We start from the raw sequence: 18302 nt of genomic DNA on the forward strand, positions 1-18302 counted from the left end.
AATATAAATTTATATTTTTTATGATAACACATACACAAGAAACTTGTTCTAAGGCAAAACTAGCCATCCACGATACTTTAGATATTGTAGGAGGAAAATGGAAGCTGATATTAATCGCAGTTCTAAGAAGTGGTAAAAGAGGTTTTAACGAATTATCAAGAGAAGCCGGTATTTCACCGAGAATACTTTCAAAAGAATTACAGGAATTAGAAATAAATGGATTGATAAGCCGCAAAGTTTGCAACACCAAACCTGTAACAGTCATCTATGAACTTACTCCGTACAGCGATACATTGGCAGACGTTCTAACAGCAATGGAAAATTGGGGCTATCAACATAGACAAAAAATTTTAGCCAATAAATAAAAACACATTTTGCCAATACTCCAACCAAATATTAATGATCGAAGTATACTTCGACCATTAATATCTATTTATCTGATAAATGGTTCACAGATATTTATACATAAAATTTTTATTTTTTCCCGAGGAATTGTTTCAATTGTCCTGCTGATTGTTCAAAAGCAGCGCGAGTAGCCGGAAGTGTTGCAAGAGCATTCAATAAACCAAAATCGTGAATCATACCGTTGTAACGTGTTGTAGTAACCTGAACACCAGCCTCATTGAGCTTCCGTCCAAAAGCTTCTCCTTCATCTCGTAAAACATCATTTTCCGCTACAATGATTAAAGTCGGTGGTAAACCGCTTAACTGTTCGGTGGTAGCCTGTAGTGGAGAAGCATGGATATCTTTCCGCTTGGATGGATCCGGAATGTAAAAATCATACATCCATTTCATTAAAGAGGTACTTAAAAAACGATCCTTTCCAAATTTCTGATATGATTCAGTTTCAAAATCAGCGTCCACTATCGGCCACATCATTACTAAGCCCTTAATCTCTGGTCCTTTCTTTTCCTTAGCCATTAAAGCGGTCACTGCAGTCATGTTACCTCCTACACTATTTCCAACTACTGCCAGATTTTTTCCATCTACATTGATTTCATCTCCATGTTCTGAAACCCATTTTGTAGCTGCATAAATCTCATTAATTGCAACAGGATACTGCGCTTCGGGCGTTCTTGTATAGTTCACAAATACTCCTGAGAACCCTGTCAAAACAACCAGATCACGAACCATTCGCTCGTGCGTAGGAAAATCACCCAAAATCCAGCCTCCGCCGTGAATAAAGATAAATACAGGCAATTTACCTGTGGCTCCTTCAGGGCGTACAATATTCAAACTTACCGTATGACCGTCCTGTGTAATGGTTTTCTCGGAAACTTCAATCCCGGAAAGATCTACTTTAACAGAGGCCTGTGCATCTACCAAAACTTGTTTAGCAGCTTTGGGTTTTAATTTTTCCAATGGTGTTCCTCCACTGTTTAATTTTACTAAAAAAGCTCTGACATCTTTATCAAGATGTGGATCAGTTGCAAAGTCTACAGGGGTTGCTTTTTTTTTATTAGTCTCATCAGAATTAGTAAAAACTGATTTTGACTCTTTGCTACCATTGCAGTTAATTAACATGCCTGCCATTACAATAAAAGCTGCTTTGGTAAGGCTTTTCGTAATAATTGTTTTCATAAGTTAAAATTTTTAATTGTTGTTAAAATAGTTATTGTTGAATCATTATAGATTTTCTGAGAAGAGTTAATTCTTAATTGACTTTCATCAAGTCTGTAACAATATTTATATCTAAAATATATCCTACAATTCCCTTCTGCCTTTTTCTAGTAAATTGAATAAAAAATAAGAAATAACCGATATTCTAACTACCCCCTATATTCCTAAGTAATACTATAAAAATCACAACAACACCTCTAACAATTGGGGCCTTACAATTTGAGCTATTTGTTTGAGACTAAATATATTTTTAGAAATTATAGTTTCGCAAATTGATAATGGGGAATTTACAATACAGGATTTAATCTTGGGGCTCCACTTTTTATAGTAGATATGCCGAATACGAGGGTAGCCCACTAATTTTTTAGATCATACGCTCGCACTAAATATTCTTAAGAATAATGCTTCTATACAGAGTAATTTTTTGAAAATTACATTATATGTAATATAATGTATGAGGTTTAAAAATATACGGTTAAGTATATTAATGAAGATGCTTTTAATAATTTCGGCGAAAAAAGAATTGCAAGCAATGATTTTAAAAACCTCGTTAGGTTAACTTAAAATAAATATATAGCCTATCTGGCCAACTGTTGTTCAATACCGTAACCAAATATACAATTTTTTTTAATATAGTATTAAAAAATAATAAGTTAATTTTCAATATTTTAAATAATTATACAATAGGAAAGTAATATACTATCTGATAACAATTGAAAAAATAGCAGCTTGGCCATCTTACATTAGATATCATAATACTAACTTTAAATACAATAATAGTAGCAACATCAAAAAGATTCTCCAAATTTTAATTCTTAAAGAAAAAGCTGTGCATGAATGCACAGCTCGGTAAATAAATTCTTTTAATTTAGATTGTAGGGACTTCTGGCCAGTCAACTGGTACTTTTGTTAAAGCAAATAAATAGTTAGTCATCATCTTGTCACCGATAGCAATAACAACATCAACCAAATTCGCTTCTGTATAGCCATTAGTAAAGAAGGCTTCTTTTTGAAAATCTGTAGCTTCACCTTTGTTCTCAACAATGCCTTTTACAAGATTTGCTAATGCATTCAGTTTACTGTCGAAAGAAATTGTATTTTTTCTTATATCTATAATCTGCTCATCAGTAAAGCCATTTAATTTGGCAATAGCAGTATGAGCACTTAGACAATATAAACATGCATTATACTGACTTACCACTAAACTAATTACTTCTTTTTCTTTTGCTTTTAACGACGATTTTGAACTTTGCAATGTTAGATAAGTATTTAATGCACTTTCTGAATAGGCAAATGTTGCATAAAGATTAGGAACGAACCCAACCCCTTTTTCAAGGTTACTAAAAATTGCCTTGTTTGCTTCTGATACTTCTTCTTTTTTAAGAACTGAAAAATTTTTCATTTTTTTATTGTTTAAATTAATACTGCAAATTTCTTTCAAATCTTAGTTGTAAAGAATGGAATATTTTCCCGATGATTATTTATATTTTCCTTTTTCATAATTTTAAAAACATTTACTAAATACCAATATCATATTATGTATTATAATTTTTTCAATAAGAAAAGAGGCTCTCACTGCAAACTTTGGATTAATGACGAAAATTTTGGTAGAGATTTCTATACAAATGATAAATCAAATCCCCTATTAACAATAGCCTGGAATAAAAATAAGGATCAAAGTATTGAGATAGATGGTGTTTTTTATCATTTTAAGCGAAATACGGTTATCTGCTTAATGGTCAATCAGACATTCCATTTCGAAGATGCATCTGAAATAATAGCATGGCAATTTAATCGTGACTTTTATTGCATTGAAAGTCACGACAAAGAAGTGAGTTGTGTAGGATTTCTATTTTACGGAACAGCGCAGGCTATGTTTATAGAAGTTGAATCCGAAATTGAAAGAAAACTGGATTTGCTGCTAAAAATATGCCAAGAAGAGTTTTTAGATGTAGACGACATCCAGGAAGATATGCTTAGAATGCTATTTAAAAGATTGATCATCCTTGTGACTCGCCTAGCGAAAAAACAATATGTTTCTCATGAGCTGCCAGATCACAAATTAAATATAATCAGAGAATACAATCTATTAGTCGAGAAAAACTATAAAACGGAACATTCTGTAAAATTTTATGCGGAAATACTTAATAAATCACCAAAAACATTATCCAATATATTCAAAATTTACGGAGATATTACGCCATCATCAATTATCCAGCAGAGAATACTTTTAGAAGCGAAAAGACTGTTACTTTATACATCCAAATCTTCAAAAGAAATTGCTTACGAATTAGGTTTTGAGGACATTTCTTATTTTAGTAATTTTTTCAAAAGACTTTCCGGCTTGGCTCCCTCATCTTTTAAACATAAAAATTTAGTTAAAAGTAATTAGGCTTAAGATAATAATTGGAAATTAGCACGATCATTTGAAATTTTTCATTTTTTATTGTTAATTGATAAATAGATCAGCTTCATTGTTAATTTTCAACTAAATTCTAATTGTAACTATTATACTCTATTCATTTATATTCGACACAATCGCAATACTTAAATCAGCATCTTTATATCTGTGCGATGAATAAATTTTATTTGTAAAACCATTATAATAAAAATTAGGATGGAGATCGTTTAATTCCAAATTTTTTCATTTTGGAATGTAGTGTTGTAGGAGGAATGCCAAGAAGTTCCGCTGCACCATTCGCTCCCCAGACTTTCCCACGACATTTTTCCAGAGCCTGTAATATGTGGTCACGTTCATTTTCATCAATAGATTTAAATTCTTTACTCTCTTCAAAAATCATGTACTGATGACTAATATTATCAGGTATTTGTAATCTCATCAATATTTCTTCACGTGAAAGTAATATCGCCCTCTCAACTAAATTTTCTAATTCTCGAATGTTACCTGGCCAATGATAGTTTAAAGCCTCGTTTAAACCTTTTTTTGAGATACCTTTTATCCGTTTATTTGCTTTCTTGCTATAAATTGAAATAAAATGATCAATTAATAAAGGTATGTCATCTTTTCGATCACGCAGCGGTGGTAATGTTACAGGAAAAACATTAAGCCTATAAAATAAATCCAATCTAAAGCGGCCTGCAGCTACTTCCTTTTCAAGTTCACGATTAGTCGCGGCTAATACACGCACATCTACTTTTATAGGATCCCTTCCCCCAATTCTGTCGATTTCTTTTTCCTGTAATACACGCAAGAGCTTGGATTGAAGTTCTGGAGGCATATCACCTATTTCATCCAGAAATATAGTACCCTTATTAGCAAGTTCAAATTTCCCTACCCGTCTTTCGATCGCACCGGTAAAAGATCCCTTTTCATGACCAAACAACTCAGATTCAAAAAGATTAAAAGGTAGTGCTGCACAATTGATCTTTACAAAAGGTTGTGATTTGCGCTTGGATAACTCATGGATGCAGCGAGCCATACGCTCTTTTCCAGTTCCGCTTTCTCCCAAGATCAATACTGAAGTATCCACAGGTGCTACATGACTAATATTATCAAAAACATTTAATAAAAGATGGCTTTTACCGATAATTTGTTTGAAAAAATCTGGCTCCTGAGCATTCACTTTTTTAATGCCTCTACTTTCATTCAACATTACATTTTGTTTGTCATCAGATTGATTACTTTTGACTAGGTTCTCAATAACAGCAATAAGAGGGTTACTTAACCTTTGAAGCAGTTTTATTTGTGATGAATTATAAGCATCACATTTACGACTGTAAAAGAAAAGATAAAAAATGTTATTATCACTTAAAGCCAGAGGAAGAACCATTAAGGATTGTAAGTTGAACTTATCTGCCAAAAGTTTTTGATCGGGATTTTTTAGCAACATCTTTTCAAAGTTGTCTTCTACAAAAATTATATTTTCAGTACTCTTTTCATTGAAGATTTTAGATTTAGTAACATCTGTTAATGTATGGTTAGTTATTATTTCGAATTCTTTTGTTCCAATAAATTGGTATTCATCAAAACCAATACGCAAATAGCTTATAAAATTTGCAGATGTACTTAGTGGAATACTTTTAGTCAAGAGGTAATCAAACGAGATAAAGGTCTGTAATGACTTTACGATGGCAAGCATCTTATCACTTAAAGTATCTTTGATATCTATTACTTTTAGTAAATTAAGACGTAGCTGTTCTTCTTTTTTAACGGCCGTTTCAAGGCTGTTTTCATGTCTAAACATGGCTATCTCTAATGTAATGAGAAGGTCTTTTTCACGAAAAGGTTTTACAATAAACCCATAGGGCTGTGTACCTTTTGCCTGCATAATGACATCATGGTTGCAATTGGCAGAAATATAAATAAAAGGAATATTAATTGCGTTAAGCGTTGGAGCAAGTGCAATACCGGATACTGAATCCTGTAATTTTATATCAACCAAGGCAAGATCTGGTTGTTCTTTTTCTATAATTGCTAATGCCTCTTCTACCGATCTGGCCAGACCTATTACCTGATAACCCACTCTTTCGATGATGATTTGTAGATTGTTTGCCTCTATAAATTGATCTTCAACTATTAATACTTTTAATGACATATCTGCTTATTTAGGATTTATATCTAAGTCGTTTATAGGAAAACTCAATCTTTATTTGTGTTCCTTTTTCTCGATTGATCGTAAGGTTACCGCCAAGATCAGCAGCTAATCCTTTAATAAGTCTCATCCCAAGTGATCTAGAATTATCTATGGTAAAGTCCTCTGGCAGGCCACATCCATCATCAGTTATTTCCAATAAAAAGATATCGCCGTCAATATTTTGCAGTACTATTTCGATAATTCCACCTGCATCCGAAAACGCATATTTTAAAGAATTAGTAATTGATTCATTTAGTATCAAACCGATAGGAACTGCTTGGGAAACATCCATAAATACATTGTCTACCTTAAGGGTCAGTTTTATGATACGCGGAACAGCAAAACTATCTTTTAAATAATCCACTAACTCACTGATATATTCCGGCATCCTTATTTCAGATAAGTTATCCGACATATATAATTTTTGATGAATAAGTGACATTGATTGTATTCGATGTTGGCTCTTCTGAATTACTTCTAAAGATAATTTATCGCTTAAAAAATAAGATTGACTATTAAGTAGGCTCATAACAATTTGGAGATTGTTTTTTACCCTATGATGGATCTCCTTCAATAACCATTCTTTTTCTGCCACATTTTGAGTAAGAGTTATATTATTAGCTTCAATTGTCGCTTTTTGGCTTTGTAGAATACTGTTCATTTTTCTATTTGTTCGATAACGACTGTAAATTAAACCTATAATTACTGCAAGAATAAATATACCAGCAACACTGAAATTACGTATTATCTTTGACCTCGAAATCAATAATTTTTGCACTTCTGCCTCACGTATTAGTTTTTTATTTTTCTCTTCTTTAAGCAATAGATCCCGATCTTTCTTTAATACATCGTATTTGACCTGTAAATCCGACATTTTATTCCTATTACTTTCGCCAAACATAGAATCTCTGTACGCATATGCTAGCTTGAGGTTCCGTATAGCTGGTATAAAAGCAGACTGTGCAGAATCTATTTGATAAAGTTGTTTATAAATTTGTAAGAACGTTATTTTACTTTGATTTTTCTTGGCTACCATCTTATATTTTTCAAGATAATCTCTTGCTTTTTCATACTGACCCACTTTGAAATAATAATTGGCCACAGGAGTATAAAGATTGTTTGTTGTTAATGCAAATGGTTTATCATTGATAATTTTTTTTGCTCGTAACACATATTTTTCGGCCTGTTCATAATCTCCTAATGCAGTATAAATTTTTATAGAACGTAAAATAACAGTACTTCTCGCAACAGCATTCAATGTAATCCTATTCTGAAGCTTTTTTAGATAAAATAGTGATTCTTGCTTACGGCCCATGTCTAATAATATCTGTGCAGTGTTGCCAATTGCTGATGTAGAAAAATCATCTGCTTTGTATTTTTCCAAAATTTCAACACTTTTTTTGTAATGTATAAGCGCTTTCGGATAATCTCCAGTTGTATGATATATTCTAGCTAAACCATTATATGCCAATCCCGTAACGTAAGATTGTGAATCGATCTTTTCTGAAAGGTTCAATGCTTTTAATGAATACTCCAAGGCCTCTTGTATATTACCCATAAAATAACTCGCACTCGAAGCGTGCACTAGACTTTGAGCTAACTCCTCATTACTAAGTTTATTCTCTTCTAAAATCTTAAGACTTTTTTTAATACTTTCCAAACTTTCCTTATACTCTGTTCGGCTTAATTGCATCAGACCAATAATCCTTAAAATATAACCTTGTTTTAATTTATCACCATTTCTTATATAAACATTTAAGACCTTATAAGCTATTCCCAAAGATTCCGGAGTAGCTTTCTCTCCATATGCCGTAACGGATAATGTTAGAGCTTCTACTTTACCATATTTATCTTTAGCTTTATCAAATAATGCTTCCGCTTGCGATGCAAAATAACGTACTTTACCATAATCGCCATTTTGTAAAGCCAATCTACCTCGAAGTAAATAAGAACGTGCTTCACCAATAGGATATTTTACCGAACTAGATAATCTTTGGACTTTATCTGCATAATATACTACACTGTCCGTAGAATTTGAATACTTTATAAGTTGAGAAGCCTTAAGATGCCATTTGCCAATTTTTATCAGTTGATTTATTGCAGTAGTATCAGAACCGCTTATTCTTTTATAAACATTGTGCATTGTAACTAGTTCATTTACAAAAACTTTCTGTGCCGGCACAAAAGATGGTAAAAGAATCATTATTACTAATAGAATATACCTTTGAATCATAATTAAGCTATTAACTATTATTTTTCTTTCTTACACTTTTAAATACAGAAACCTGGAAAATATAACCTATTCTTTAAGTGAATCTAATCAAATTAAAAGTATTAGGAATTTAAGAAAATTTTATGATATAATGTACTATTCACATGTTTACTTAAAGTCTTCTATCATCGTTAAACTCGTAATTTCGTGGAAAACCACGAAATATAGTGAATAAAAAAGCAATCAAAAGAATATAAAACACTGAATAACAAATATATAAAATCAAGGCATACCGATTGATTATTGTCTAAAAATTATGACAATGATTAATTCAGACTACTCAATTGATGATCTACATTTTACTACGCGAAGTATAGACGGAGGTAATACAATAATATTCAATAAACAAATGATTTTCTCTATTATCTATATTATAAAAGGAGAAGGAAAGTATCAAGTTCAACACAATACCATCAGTTATGGAAGTAATGACATTTTTATTGTCGTTCCTGGTGAGGAATTTCAAGTTATTCAGACGACCTCAGATACAGAGATATTAGAAATAAAATTTTCAGATCTTTTTATAAATCAAAAAAAGCAATTTGATACAGACAGATCAGATCGTACACACATATTATACAGTGCTAATCAAAATCTGGATTACATTGTAAATATCAAAAATAATATCATTTTAGCTCACCAAATTGCAAACTGTTTACTTTCTGAAATTAGAGAAGCAAATATAGTTGATGGGGAATATTTAAAACATCTTGTATATATGATTTTACTATTTTTAGAAAAGGAAATTAAAAAACTATTACCATCAATTGCTGGACTTACAATTGAACAAAAGGTCATTAAAATGTTGCAATATATACATCTTAATATTTTTGAGCCTAAAAAACTTACCATACAGGAGCTGAGCGACAAATTTTTTATTTCACCAACCTATATTGGAAAATATTTTAAAAGTCACACAAATCACAATCTTCATCACTACATTTTGCAATATAAATTAAATCTTATTCAATATCGACTTAAAAATAGCAATATGCGTGTCAGTGAAATAGCTGACGAATTCGGCTTTTCAGATAAAAGCTACTTAAATAAAATCTTTTTAAAGTATACAGGTATCTCTCCATCACAATATAGAATTAATTCAAAAAATAAAAATTTTCTATCCAATATTTCTTAATATTTCTACTTAAAATTAAAGCATCAACTGATATATGTTGTTAATTACTAGTAAAATGATTCAAAAACTCAAAATACAACATTAATTTTAGACAATTCCTCAAAGTCTTTCGGTAAATCGGGAGAATGGGCACAGCATGATATTGATTACACTCAGACAGGTAAACTGATTGGAGATTGCGCAATCAAACTTGATCTTTATCATAAAAGAATAGAGATATTAATTACAATATCGTATTTGGAGCAAAAAAATGGCATTGCTAAAAAGGCATTCACGGGCATGGTGAAATTCCTACTTGAACAAAAAATCTATATCGAATCGTAGCAATAGTTGATACTGAAAATATCGTCTTGATAAATTTGCCAAAAGTGCCAGTTTTAAGAAAAGAACATTTTACGAAAACATATTTTTCAGGTAAATGGGAAAACTAGTAACAATATGTAATGCTACAGAGAGAATTGAATAGTGCTAGCTACTACTCTTTCTGAGTATTTCTAGAAAATTATCGTTACAATATAAAAAGTTAGCTTATAATAAAACTTACAGACAAGATCAGCTTTGCAATTCTTGTAAAATTTCACACAATCTACTTAAATCATCTCTAAAAGTGTTAGAAGATAAGCTCGTCTTGGTCACATGCCAAGATTATTTAATTGTAAAGTATCAATAGATCCGCTACAAAAATGACTTAAATTTATGGTGTAAAGTTTAAAACCTTTATCCATGAATAAACAGCAACAGCAAGTCAAGGCTCGTAAAGATTGGCTTAAAATCTATTTAGAATCGGGGTCTGTAACGAAAACGGCTTTACGTTGTGGAATTGCAAGATCAACACTTCACCGATGGATAAAAAGGTATAAAGAAGAAGGAGAATAAGGACTGTCAGATAAGTCAAGACGTCCTAAAACCCTTACCAATACTAAGGTTACAAAAGAAACTGAATCTATTATCCTTGATTTAAGAGAGAAAAAAAGATGGCGAGCTGCAAGAATCTCAACCCATCTACTCAGAACGGGAACTTCATTATCTGCAATGACTGTTTGGCGGGTACTCTTTAAACACAAAGTTAATCCTGTAGTAAAAAGACGTAAAAAATCTGATTACAAAAGATACAGCAAGGAAATTCCAGAGGATAGAGTCCAGCCTGATGTTACTAAAATCAGGAATAAGGCTTATCAATTTACAGCTATTGATGACTGCACAAGAATTAAAGTTATTAGAGTTTACCCTAATAAAAAAGCAGAAAGTACGATACATTTTTTAGGTGAAATTTTGGATACATTCTATTTTCCTATACAGCATATTCAAACCGATTGGGGTACGGAATTACCATCAATTAATGTCAAATTGATGAAACCTAAAGGAGCTTTACTAGGATATCTACCCATAAGTTTTGCCCGTCGAATTCCATTTGCTGTATTCTGAGCTCTTCTTAAATTTTCAGCTTCTGGAACAGCCAAGTAAACAGCAAGCATAACAGTACTTTCAGGTACAGAAAAATCAATAGGTTGTTCAATAGCCATTGCCACAGTTTTATATTTTCGAAGCAGACCTATCATTTCATAAACGTATTCGACATTCCGACTAAATCGATCCCATTTGATAAATAAGATATTCTTGTCTTCTCCCGATGATTTCTTTTTAATTTCGGAGAATAATTCTTTCCATCCAGGTCGATTAAAATTTTTAGCAGAATAATCCTCCCGATAAATTCCTTTGACTTCAATATTGTTGTATTTACAATACTTTAGTAATCTATCCTCCTGTTCAGGTAGTGAGTAACCTTTTCTTTTTTGTTCGTCCGTACTTACACGGACGTATAAATAGGCTGACTTCATGTAATTAATGTATTTATTTGATTTACAAATTAATAATATAAAATAAGAAGCTGTATATATTATTCTAGTATTGATTTAAATTGTAAATACAGACTCAAATAAATATATTTATAGAGTCAACTCAATTTGATTTCAATTACGGATTTCCATAAAAATTTTATATAAAATTGATTTATTTTTGTGTAGATACTATCTCAAATTAACCCTAACTAATACTCATTATGAACACTGCACAAAAAGCACCTACTTTAAATAAGTTTACCGAAGAATTAGAAAACTTATTAAAAAAAAGAATTGGAGGGTCAGTAAATTTTAGAGGTATCTACTATCAAATATTATATGCATCTTATTTAATACTTAACGAGCTTAGAGGAACTTCCGAAAAATCGATAACAATGGAAGGTATTGAGGATATTGACTTAAATACCTCTCAAAATATTCTTAACGGTCAATTATACACTCAGGTTAAATCATCTGTAAATAAAATGGACGCCGGAAGTTTTTGGGATTTAGGAGTATTACAAAATTTCGCTGAAACTTTTGAAATTAATCCTAACAGCAAGTTTAAGTTAGTGTATAATATGGAAATTGCTAAAGGAAACCTTCAATCTTTAATGCATAAAAAGGATTTATCTGATTTCTGGCAGACAAAATTCATCACATTAAAATACAATATAAACTATAATGATTTATTATCAAATATCTCATTTGAATATAAAACATCGACAGAACTGTTCAATGATATTCTGATTTCATTATTTAAGGACTGGGGGATAAATAAAGGAACAGAACTTCAATTTTTAAGATCATTATTTTACAATGTCTTTATTTGGTCAAAAAATAGAGTTACAGTAACTAATACTGATATTATTGCCCTATTTCAGGATATAAAAGACTCTTACTCTAAAGCACCTATTAATAATGCGATATTAAATAATTGGATCATCAAAGTTTCATATGATATTACTGAAAGTCATAATGCAGAAGATTTTTATGATGGAAAAGCAGCAAGACCCGCTCATATCAAATTAGGATTACCTGTAAAAAGAAAGATTTGGCAAAAAAAAGTTTATGATAGTGTATTTGAATCAGATGTTACTGTGATTAGATCTTCAAGTGGACAAGGAAAATCTACCTTAGCGTGGCAAACGGGATATGATCAAAAAGAAAAAAACAATTATTCTATCTATGAATTACGAAGCTGTAAGGATTACAATGAAGCTAATTCTATTGCTGAATTTTTGGAATCTCGAATTCTAATTGGTGAAAAGCCTCTGTTAATTATAGATGGATTAAATACTTTAGTAGAATCGTGGTTTGAAATAGTTTCGATAACAAGAGATTTTCATGTAAAATATCTACTTACAACTAGACAAGAAGATTGGTTTCGATTTGGTGCTGACATTTCACGAATTAACCTAACTACCGTTGATATATCACTATCAATGGCTGAAGCCAAAGAAATGTTTGAAGAATTAAAAAGAAAAAAGAAAATACATCCGGATATTCAAAAATGGCAACCTGTATGGGAACAGATTCATCCAAAAGGACTACTGATTGAATACACATATCTTCTCACAAGAGGTCAAATGATAGAAGAACGACTTTCAGCACAAATAAACTATTTATCCAATTCGAAATCAGCAGGAGCAAAGTTAGAAATATTACGAATGATTTCTCTTGCGGATTGTTTAAATATTAAATTAAAGACAACAAAATTACTTAGTTATGTAAAAACGGAAATAGGATTCGAACAAGACCGAGGTGAGTTATTAAATGAATTGGAAAAAGAATATTTCCTAAATTTTGATGGTCATTTTGTAGAAGGCTTACATCCTGTTCGATCTCAACACTTAAAAGATTTATTGCACAAAAACATACCAATCGAGGAATCCCTTAAAAACCTATTTAAGATTATTACTGATGATTACAAACAGGATTTCTTTAATAATATTCCTTTTCTACTTGATCAAAACTATAAAAATGAATTTTACGAAACATTAGCAGAAATAGTTTCGGAAGACTCATTAGAAAATATTGTAGTCGCTGTTGATGGTATTATGCACGCTGAACCGCATCGATATTTGAATGAAAACAGATTAGAATTTGATGAAGCTTATAATATCGGAGGTATAGAATTATTTTCCGTAGCTTCTACTCCATTTTCCGAGCTTAATACTTTAGAGGAAATGTCAAACATTCTTGGTGAGCAAGGAGCTAATTTTAAACGATTAGCTGATTTAAAGAAAAGATTACCTAAATATCAATTTGAAAATTCCGATGTAGTTTTATTTGCAAACGCTTTAAAATTAAATTTACAGAAACGTACTTCAGCCATTATTTCATATAAAGGTCTTGGCTTTCTGGTAAAATGGTTTAGCCATTTAAAAATAGCCTTTAATATTCCATCAATAAACAACAATATCAGTATTGGCGAACTAATAAAAATGGATTTTAGCGAGGCGAAAGAATTAATGTCTTTTTTTAAATTAACTGATCTTATTGGATATAAGGATTTTATAACAAAAAACAAAGAGACGCTCTTCAGTTATCTTAAAGTCAGCACAAATTCAATTATTGTCGAAGACTCTGGGGATAAGATTAATATTAAATATCTTCTATTTGATCAAGATTCAAAACACGCCAATAATTTGAGTGTATCTAGGATTGAGGATGTTTTTGAATTCTTTCCATTCTATGAACAGTATTGTACTGAGGGCTTAATGTTCCCGTTTCCTTCCGAAGAAATGACTACTACAGTTAGAGATGATTCACGTAAACAAATGACTCCGGCCTCAATTGGGAATTCTTTTGATATTCATCTCAACCAGATCTGGTATAATGAAATACAGAAAATGTATTTAGACTCTTCTGCTTACAGTTGGCAAGAGAGAATAATAAACATTAGGAAATTAGCTTTGGAATGGGTTAAAATTGTTACAAGGATGATAGATGGATTATTAGAAGGCAACAAGAATAAAATTCAAAAAAATGTCACTGAATTACAGCATAAAGGAGAACTTCTTAACAACACTATAAAGCTTAAGAAAAAATATCCAATTTATAAAAAGTATAATGAAAAGAATAATGCTGTTGAAGGCGAAAAAGAAATAGGCTCTTGGATTAGTTCCCTTACAAATATTAATAGTCAAATATTCAACATTTTCCTACCAAAAAAAGAACAAGACAGAAGAGTGGCATTAATTAATTTCAAAGGTGTTTATTTTGACTTAGAAGCACTGCAAAATGCGTTTAGAATTATTGAAAATAAAACAATTGCTTATTTTGACTCGGAGAGCATTTGCTTAGAAGAAAATATACATTATGAAAGACTTTATGCTTCTATTTTATATTATTTATCACAAATCCCGCTAGAAGATAAAATGCCTGTTCCAGTTGGGAGAAAGGCTGTTGAAGAATGGTGGATGAAGGCAAAAAACGCAAAGCTTGATGATCTCAATCATTCTCTAACAATAATTGAGGCTAGTTCGGATTTTAAATTCAATTATCCTAATGGAATAGAAGAAACTGACACCATTACTTATTTGACAATTGGAATAATCGATTTTGATTTTTCTGATACTCAGAGCTTGGAAAGTTTATTATTCTCATTAGGTATTTTGAGAGATTTGGATTATCAATTTATTACGATTATCAGTGTAAAAGATAATATAGCAGTTAGTGGCTTTAGAATAAATAAAGAACTCATTAACGCTTATGATGACTTAATAACAGGCGCTGAAAATATTGATATCAATTTTCCGGCACTTCCTGTTGCAATTGAAGAAAAAATAATAAAATATTTGCCTGGAGTTTTACTTCCGGAAAAATCTGTGAACGGCGATCTAGATAAGAAATTTGAAATTTTGATTACATTATGGAAGTTATCAGAATTTAAAAGACATCTAAATAAAAATTCCTCTATTGAAATGAAATGGTTGAAAGATCTTAACGTAGAGTCGGAAATTATAAACAGTTTAAATTCTTTAAACATCTCATCCCAAAGCTTTACCAAATTCGTTGAGAGAGGCTTAGAACCAAACCATATTTATGAAGTTGAAAGCATAACTAACGAATTATATAAACAAATTACTTCGCATGCATAATTAAAATTTAAAAGGTTCTAAATACAACGTGAAACTAACTATTTTCAAATTCAATAAAAAATTATTAAAAGTTATCTCTAGAAACTAAAGAAGAAAGCTACAAAGATTTGCATCAATGAGATTTAACCCAACCGTGGTTTAAAGAAAAAAATAACAGCAATATCTAGTTAGAATTTTCTGAATTTTCCGGAGTTTTTCTTTAATCAATAAATGTGTTTAAAAGCAATCGTACAATCAAAGTGAAGAAAATTTAACAATAGAAATATATTTTAATTATTTGACATAGTATATAAATAATTAGCATTATTAATATTCAGTTCCTTAATTGGATACGAATATTAAATTGAGTAACATTGTATTTTTTTGAACATTACCATGAAATATCAAATTTATGATTATAAGTTATACTAAACGAAGTAAAACATATCAATTTTGTAAGCCATCTGCTGATTACAAAAATGTTTTTACTATAATCGTGGGAAAGAATGGAAGCGGAAAAAGTCGCTTACTAAATGACATAATAAGCAATTTCATTCCCTCTCATCTTGCCAAAAAAATATCCACGGCAAAAGACGGTTTCTTAATGCGTTCATCTGAGCCAACTAAAGTTCTAGCTGTATCAACTAGCCCCTACGATAAATTTCCACTGACACGATCACTGTTCGGATTAAAATTTCCCGAAGGCAATTATTCTTACATCGGAATAAGAGAGATTCGTTCATCAGATTTTTCTTTAGGTTTTATTTCTAAAATTATTAAGGAACTTTTGCATGTAAGATTAAGTAATCCTGAGCAGTTTCATAAAATTATAGACGTATTAGGTTACTTAGGTTATAATGGGGAGCTACAAGTTAAATTTGAAACTGTTATATCATCTGCACAAATCCGGCGTTTTTTAGAAAGTCGTAAGACTGAAGATGACTTTAGACATATCTTTTTCAAAAATAATACAGCACGTATAAATACAGGTTTCTTTGAAACAGGTGAAAAACTTGACTTCGTAAAACTAGAATATTTACAGAAAATATTTATGAGTTACGAATTTTCCAAATATATGCGATCTCCAACAGTTACGATTAATGCTGATTCTATTGAATTACAAATGGATTTAGAGGACTTATTATTTATTCTTGAAGCCGGTCTACTGCGACTGAAAGATGTATATATAAGGAAAATTGAAAACAATAGAATTTATCCTATTAATGAAGCCAGTTCAGGAGAGCAATGTATATTCAATACTTTTATAGGGATTGCCTGCAAAATTGCTGACAATAGCTTAATTGTCATTGATGAACCTGAAATTTCTTTGCATCCCGCTTGGCAAGAACGATATATAACACTTCTAATGGATACTTTCCAACATTATAAAGGTTGTCATTTTATCATTGCGACGCACTCTCCACAATTGGTATCTAAATTATCCAATGAGAACTGTTATGTTTTGAAGATGGATGATGGTGAGTTGATGGATGGAGAGTTAATAGCAAACAATTCAGCAGATTTTCAGCTCGCAAATGTTTTTAATACCCCTGGCTTTAAAAACGAGTATTTAGGTAGGATAGCTTTTTCTATTATTTCTAAAGTGGGAAAAACTAATAAGTTTGACAGTGAAGATCTAGAGAATTTCACAATTATCCAATCTCAGATCAAGAATATGCAGCATAACGATCCCATCAGAAAATTATTTGATTTAATTAAAGACTTAAAAAGAAATGCCTGATATCAATCAACCAGTAGTTTATACTCCAGCAATCAAAAAACGTATTTTAGGTTTTCTTAGTAAGTCTGATTTAAAAAGTTCAGATTGGTCTGATGATGATATAAAAGATATCCGGAAGTTCATTCGTGATTATTATAGAAATATAACAAGAAAATGTTTTTATTGCAGAAAGGAGATTTCGCTTCGATCTGTAGATAACTGTCATGTAGAGCATATAATCCCCAAAAGTGAACAAATACAATTTATGTTTGAACCAAGAAATCTTTGTGTTGTATGTAGTGATTGTAACATTATAAAAAGCAAAAAAGAAGTTTCCGGCCAAATTGAAACAGTTACAAAAAATGGAAAGCTCTATACAATGTATCCTAGATCATCAAATGCATTTATAGTTGTTCATCCACATTTTGATAATTATGATGATCATATTCATCACTGTGGTGATATTTATATCTCAAAGTCGAAAAAAGGATCATACACAATCCATATTTGTGAACTTAACAGAAAAGTACATGAATATGGAATGGATTCAAACCCTTTAACACAATCTGAATTATTTGATATTTTTCATGATATAATGAATTCGGACGATGTTGTACAACAATCTAAATATATGAACAAATTAAGGGAACATTTTATTAAAGCGGGATAAATAAATTTGGATCATAATTATTTTTATAAGGAGACATAATTTAATGTAGAATATTGCAGGAGCACTAAAAACTATAGGTTTCCGTTCCAAATTGTTGACCACACAGTCGCATTTTAAAGTTTTTAGATCATATCTTATATAATAAAAAATGGTGATTATGTACTTAAATGTACCAGATAACATCCTTATCTAAGTATGAATTTTACTTTTAAATACAAATAAACTAGATCGATCGTAGGCATTTTGCCTTTAATTCAAACATATATATAAATTGTAATAGCCACGACTTTATCTGACAGTTAGGGGTTAAAAATAATTGTCAGTTATCCAATATTGTCCTTACTTCCAAAAGTAAGGATTTTTTGTT

The 18302-nt window shown here is 30.9% G+C and carries 12 protein-coding genes; 7 read left to right on the forward strand and 5 right to left on the reverse strand.

Going from position 1 to position 18302, the window contains the following annotated elements; translation table 11 throughout:
• Positions 1-20 precede the first annotated feature (20 nt).
• The gene (locus BMX24_RS11625) at positions 21-365 is read left to right on the forward strand and encodes a winged helix-turn-helix transcriptional regulator (RefSeq protein WP_062671476.1); all 345 of its coding nucleotides are present in this window, start codon (positions 21-23) and stop codon (positions 363-365) included.
• A gap of 109 nt (positions 366-474) precedes the next feature.
• Here BMX24_RS11625 and BMX24_RS11630 read toward each other — a convergent pair whose 3' ends face one another.
• Both BMX24_RS11630 and BMX24_RS11635 read right to left on the reverse strand, forming a co-directional pair.
• Positions 475-1581, reverse strand: coding sequence for an alpha/beta hydrolase (locus BMX24_RS11630; RefSeq protein ID WP_228404790.1), 1107 nt, complete (start codon positions 1579-1581; stop codon positions 475-477).
• 907 nt (positions 1582-2488) lie between these two features.
• Entirely contained in the window at positions 2489-3022 is a 534-nt protein-coding gene (locus BMX24_RS11635) for a carboxymuconolactone decarboxylase family protein (RefSeq protein WP_062671478.1), read from the reverse strand.
• A 135-nt stretch (positions 3023-3157) separates the two neighbouring features.
• Here BMX24_RS11635 and BMX24_RS11640 point away from each other — a divergent pair, with 135 nt between their 5' ends.
• On the forward strand, positions 3158-4012 hold the full coding sequence (locus tag BMX24_RS11640; RefSeq protein WP_062671480.1) for an AraC family transcriptional regulator: 855 nt from the start codon (positions 3158-3160) through the stop codon (positions 4010-4012).
• 220 nt (positions 4013-4232) lie between these two features.
• Here the strand turns inward: BMX24_RS11640 and BMX24_RS11645 are convergent, their stop codons facing one another.
• Complete coding sequence (locus tag BMX24_RS11645) at positions 4233-6176, reverse strand: sigma 54-interacting transcriptional regulator (protein WP_062671482.1); 1944 nt, start codon at positions 6174-6176, stop codon at positions 4233-4235.
• A gap of 10 nt (positions 6177-6186) precedes the next feature.
• Positions 6187-8418 carry a tetratricopeptide repeat protein gene (locus BMX24_RS11650; protein WP_062671484.1) on the reverse strand — a complete coding sequence of 744 codons (2232 nt, stop codon included), beginning with the start codon at positions 8416-8418 and terminating at the stop codon, positions 6187-6189.
• Between the two features lie 331 nt (positions 8419-8749).
• Here BMX24_RS11650 and BMX24_RS11655 point away from each other — a divergent pair, with 331 nt between their 5' ends.
• Both BMX24_RS11655 and BMX24_RS11660 read left to right on the forward strand, forming a co-directional pair.
• Positions 8750-9622, forward strand: a complete 873-nt coding sequence (locus BMX24_RS11655; RefSeq protein ID WP_062671486.1) for an AraC family transcriptional regulator — start codon at positions 8750-8752, stop codon at positions 9620-9622.
• A gap of 723 nt (positions 9623-10345) precedes the next feature.
• Positions 10346-10498, forward strand: a complete 153-nt coding sequence (locus tag BMX24_RS11660) for a helix-turn-helix domain-containing protein (protein WP_089792647.1) — start codon at positions 10346-10348, stop codon at positions 10496-10498.
• Positions 10499-10926: 428 nt separating this feature from the next.
• Here BMX24_RS11660 and BMX24_RS11665 read toward each other — a convergent pair whose 3' ends face one another.
• On the reverse strand, positions 10927-11460 hold the full coding sequence (locus tag BMX24_RS11665; protein WP_228404792.1) for a recombinase family protein: 534 nt from the start codon (positions 11458-11460) through the stop codon (positions 10927-10929).
• 221 nt (positions 11461-11681) lie between these two features.
• Here BMX24_RS11665 and BMX24_RS11670 point away from each other — a divergent pair, with 221 nt between their 5' ends.
• From BMX24_RS11670 to BMX24_RS11680, 3 genes are all read left to right on the forward strand, one after another.
• Positions 11682-15566, forward strand: a complete 3885-nt coding sequence (locus BMX24_RS11670; protein WP_062671487.1) for a hypothetical protein — start codon at positions 11682-11684, stop codon at positions 15564-15566.
• A gap of 391 nt (positions 15567-15957) precedes the next feature.
• Entirely contained in the window at positions 15958-17286 is a 1329-nt protein-coding gene (locus BMX24_RS11675; protein WP_062671489.1) for an AAA family ATPase, read from the forward strand.
• Positions 17279-17935 (forward strand): HNH endonuclease, encoded by a 657-nt coding sequence (locus BMX24_RS11680; protein ID WP_062671491.1) that lies wholly within the window; start codon positions 17279-17281, stop codon positions 17933-17935. The genes BMX24_RS11675 and BMX24_RS11680 overlap by 8 nt, the downstream gene beginning before the upstream one ends.
• The last annotated feature ends 367 nt before the right edge of the window (positions 17936-18302 follow it).

It is taken from the genome of Chryseobacterium wanjuense (assembly GCF_900111495.1).
In the GTDB taxonomy this organism is placed as follows: domain Bacteria; phylum Bacteroidota; class Bacteroidia; order Flavobacteriales; family Weeksellaceae; genus Chryseobacterium; species Chryseobacterium wanjuense.

Bases quoted from the DNA above. Each gene is read 5' to 3' on its own strand.
- BMX24_RS11655 (WP_062671486.1), top strand. From the start codon at position 8,750: ATGATTAATTCAGACTACTCAATTGATGATCTACATTTTACTACGCGA.
- BMX24_RS11675 (WP_062671489.1), top strand. From the start codon at position 15,958: ATGATTATAAGTTATACTAAACGAAGTAAAACATATCAATTTTGTAAG.
- BMX24_RS11660 (WP_089792647.1), top strand. From the start codon at position 10,346: ATGAATAAACAGCAACAGCAAGTCAAGGCTCGTAAAGATTGGCTTAAA.
- BMX24_RS11625 (WP_062671476.1), top strand. From the start codon at position 21: ATGATAACACATACACAAGAAACTTGTTCTAAGGCAAAACTAGCCATC.
- BMX24_RS11640 (WP_062671480.1), top strand. From the start codon at position 3,158: ATGTATTATAATTTTTTCAATAAGAAAAGAGGCTCTCACTGCAAACTT.
- BMX24_RS11645 (WP_062671482.1), bottom strand. From the start codon at position 6,176: ATGTCATTAAAAGTATTAATAGTTGAAGATCAATTTATAGAGGCAAAC.
- BMX24_RS11665 (WP_228404792.1), bottom strand. From the start codon at position 11,460: ATGAAGTCAGCCTATTTATACGTCCGTGTAAGTACGGACGAACAAAAA.
- BMX24_RS11630 (WP_228404790.1), bottom strand. From the start codon at position 1,581: ATGAAAACAATTATTACGAAAAGCCTTACCAAAGCAGCTTTTATTGTA.
- BMX24_RS11635 (WP_062671478.1), bottom strand. From the start codon at position 3,022: ATGAAAAATTTTTCAGTTCTTAAAAAAGAAGAAGTATCAGAAGCAAAC.
- BMX24_RS11650 (WP_062671484.1), bottom strand. From the start codon at position 8,418: ATGATTCTTTTACCATCTTTTGTGCCGGCACAGAAAGTTTTTGTAAAT.
- BMX24_RS11670 (WP_062671487.1), top strand. From the start codon at position 11,682: ATGAACACTGCACAAAAAGCACCTACTTTAAATAAGTTTACCGAAGAA.
- BMX24_RS11680 (WP_062671491.1), top strand. From the start codon at position 17,279: ATGCCTGATATCAATCAACCAGTAGTTTATACTCCAGCAATCAAAAAA.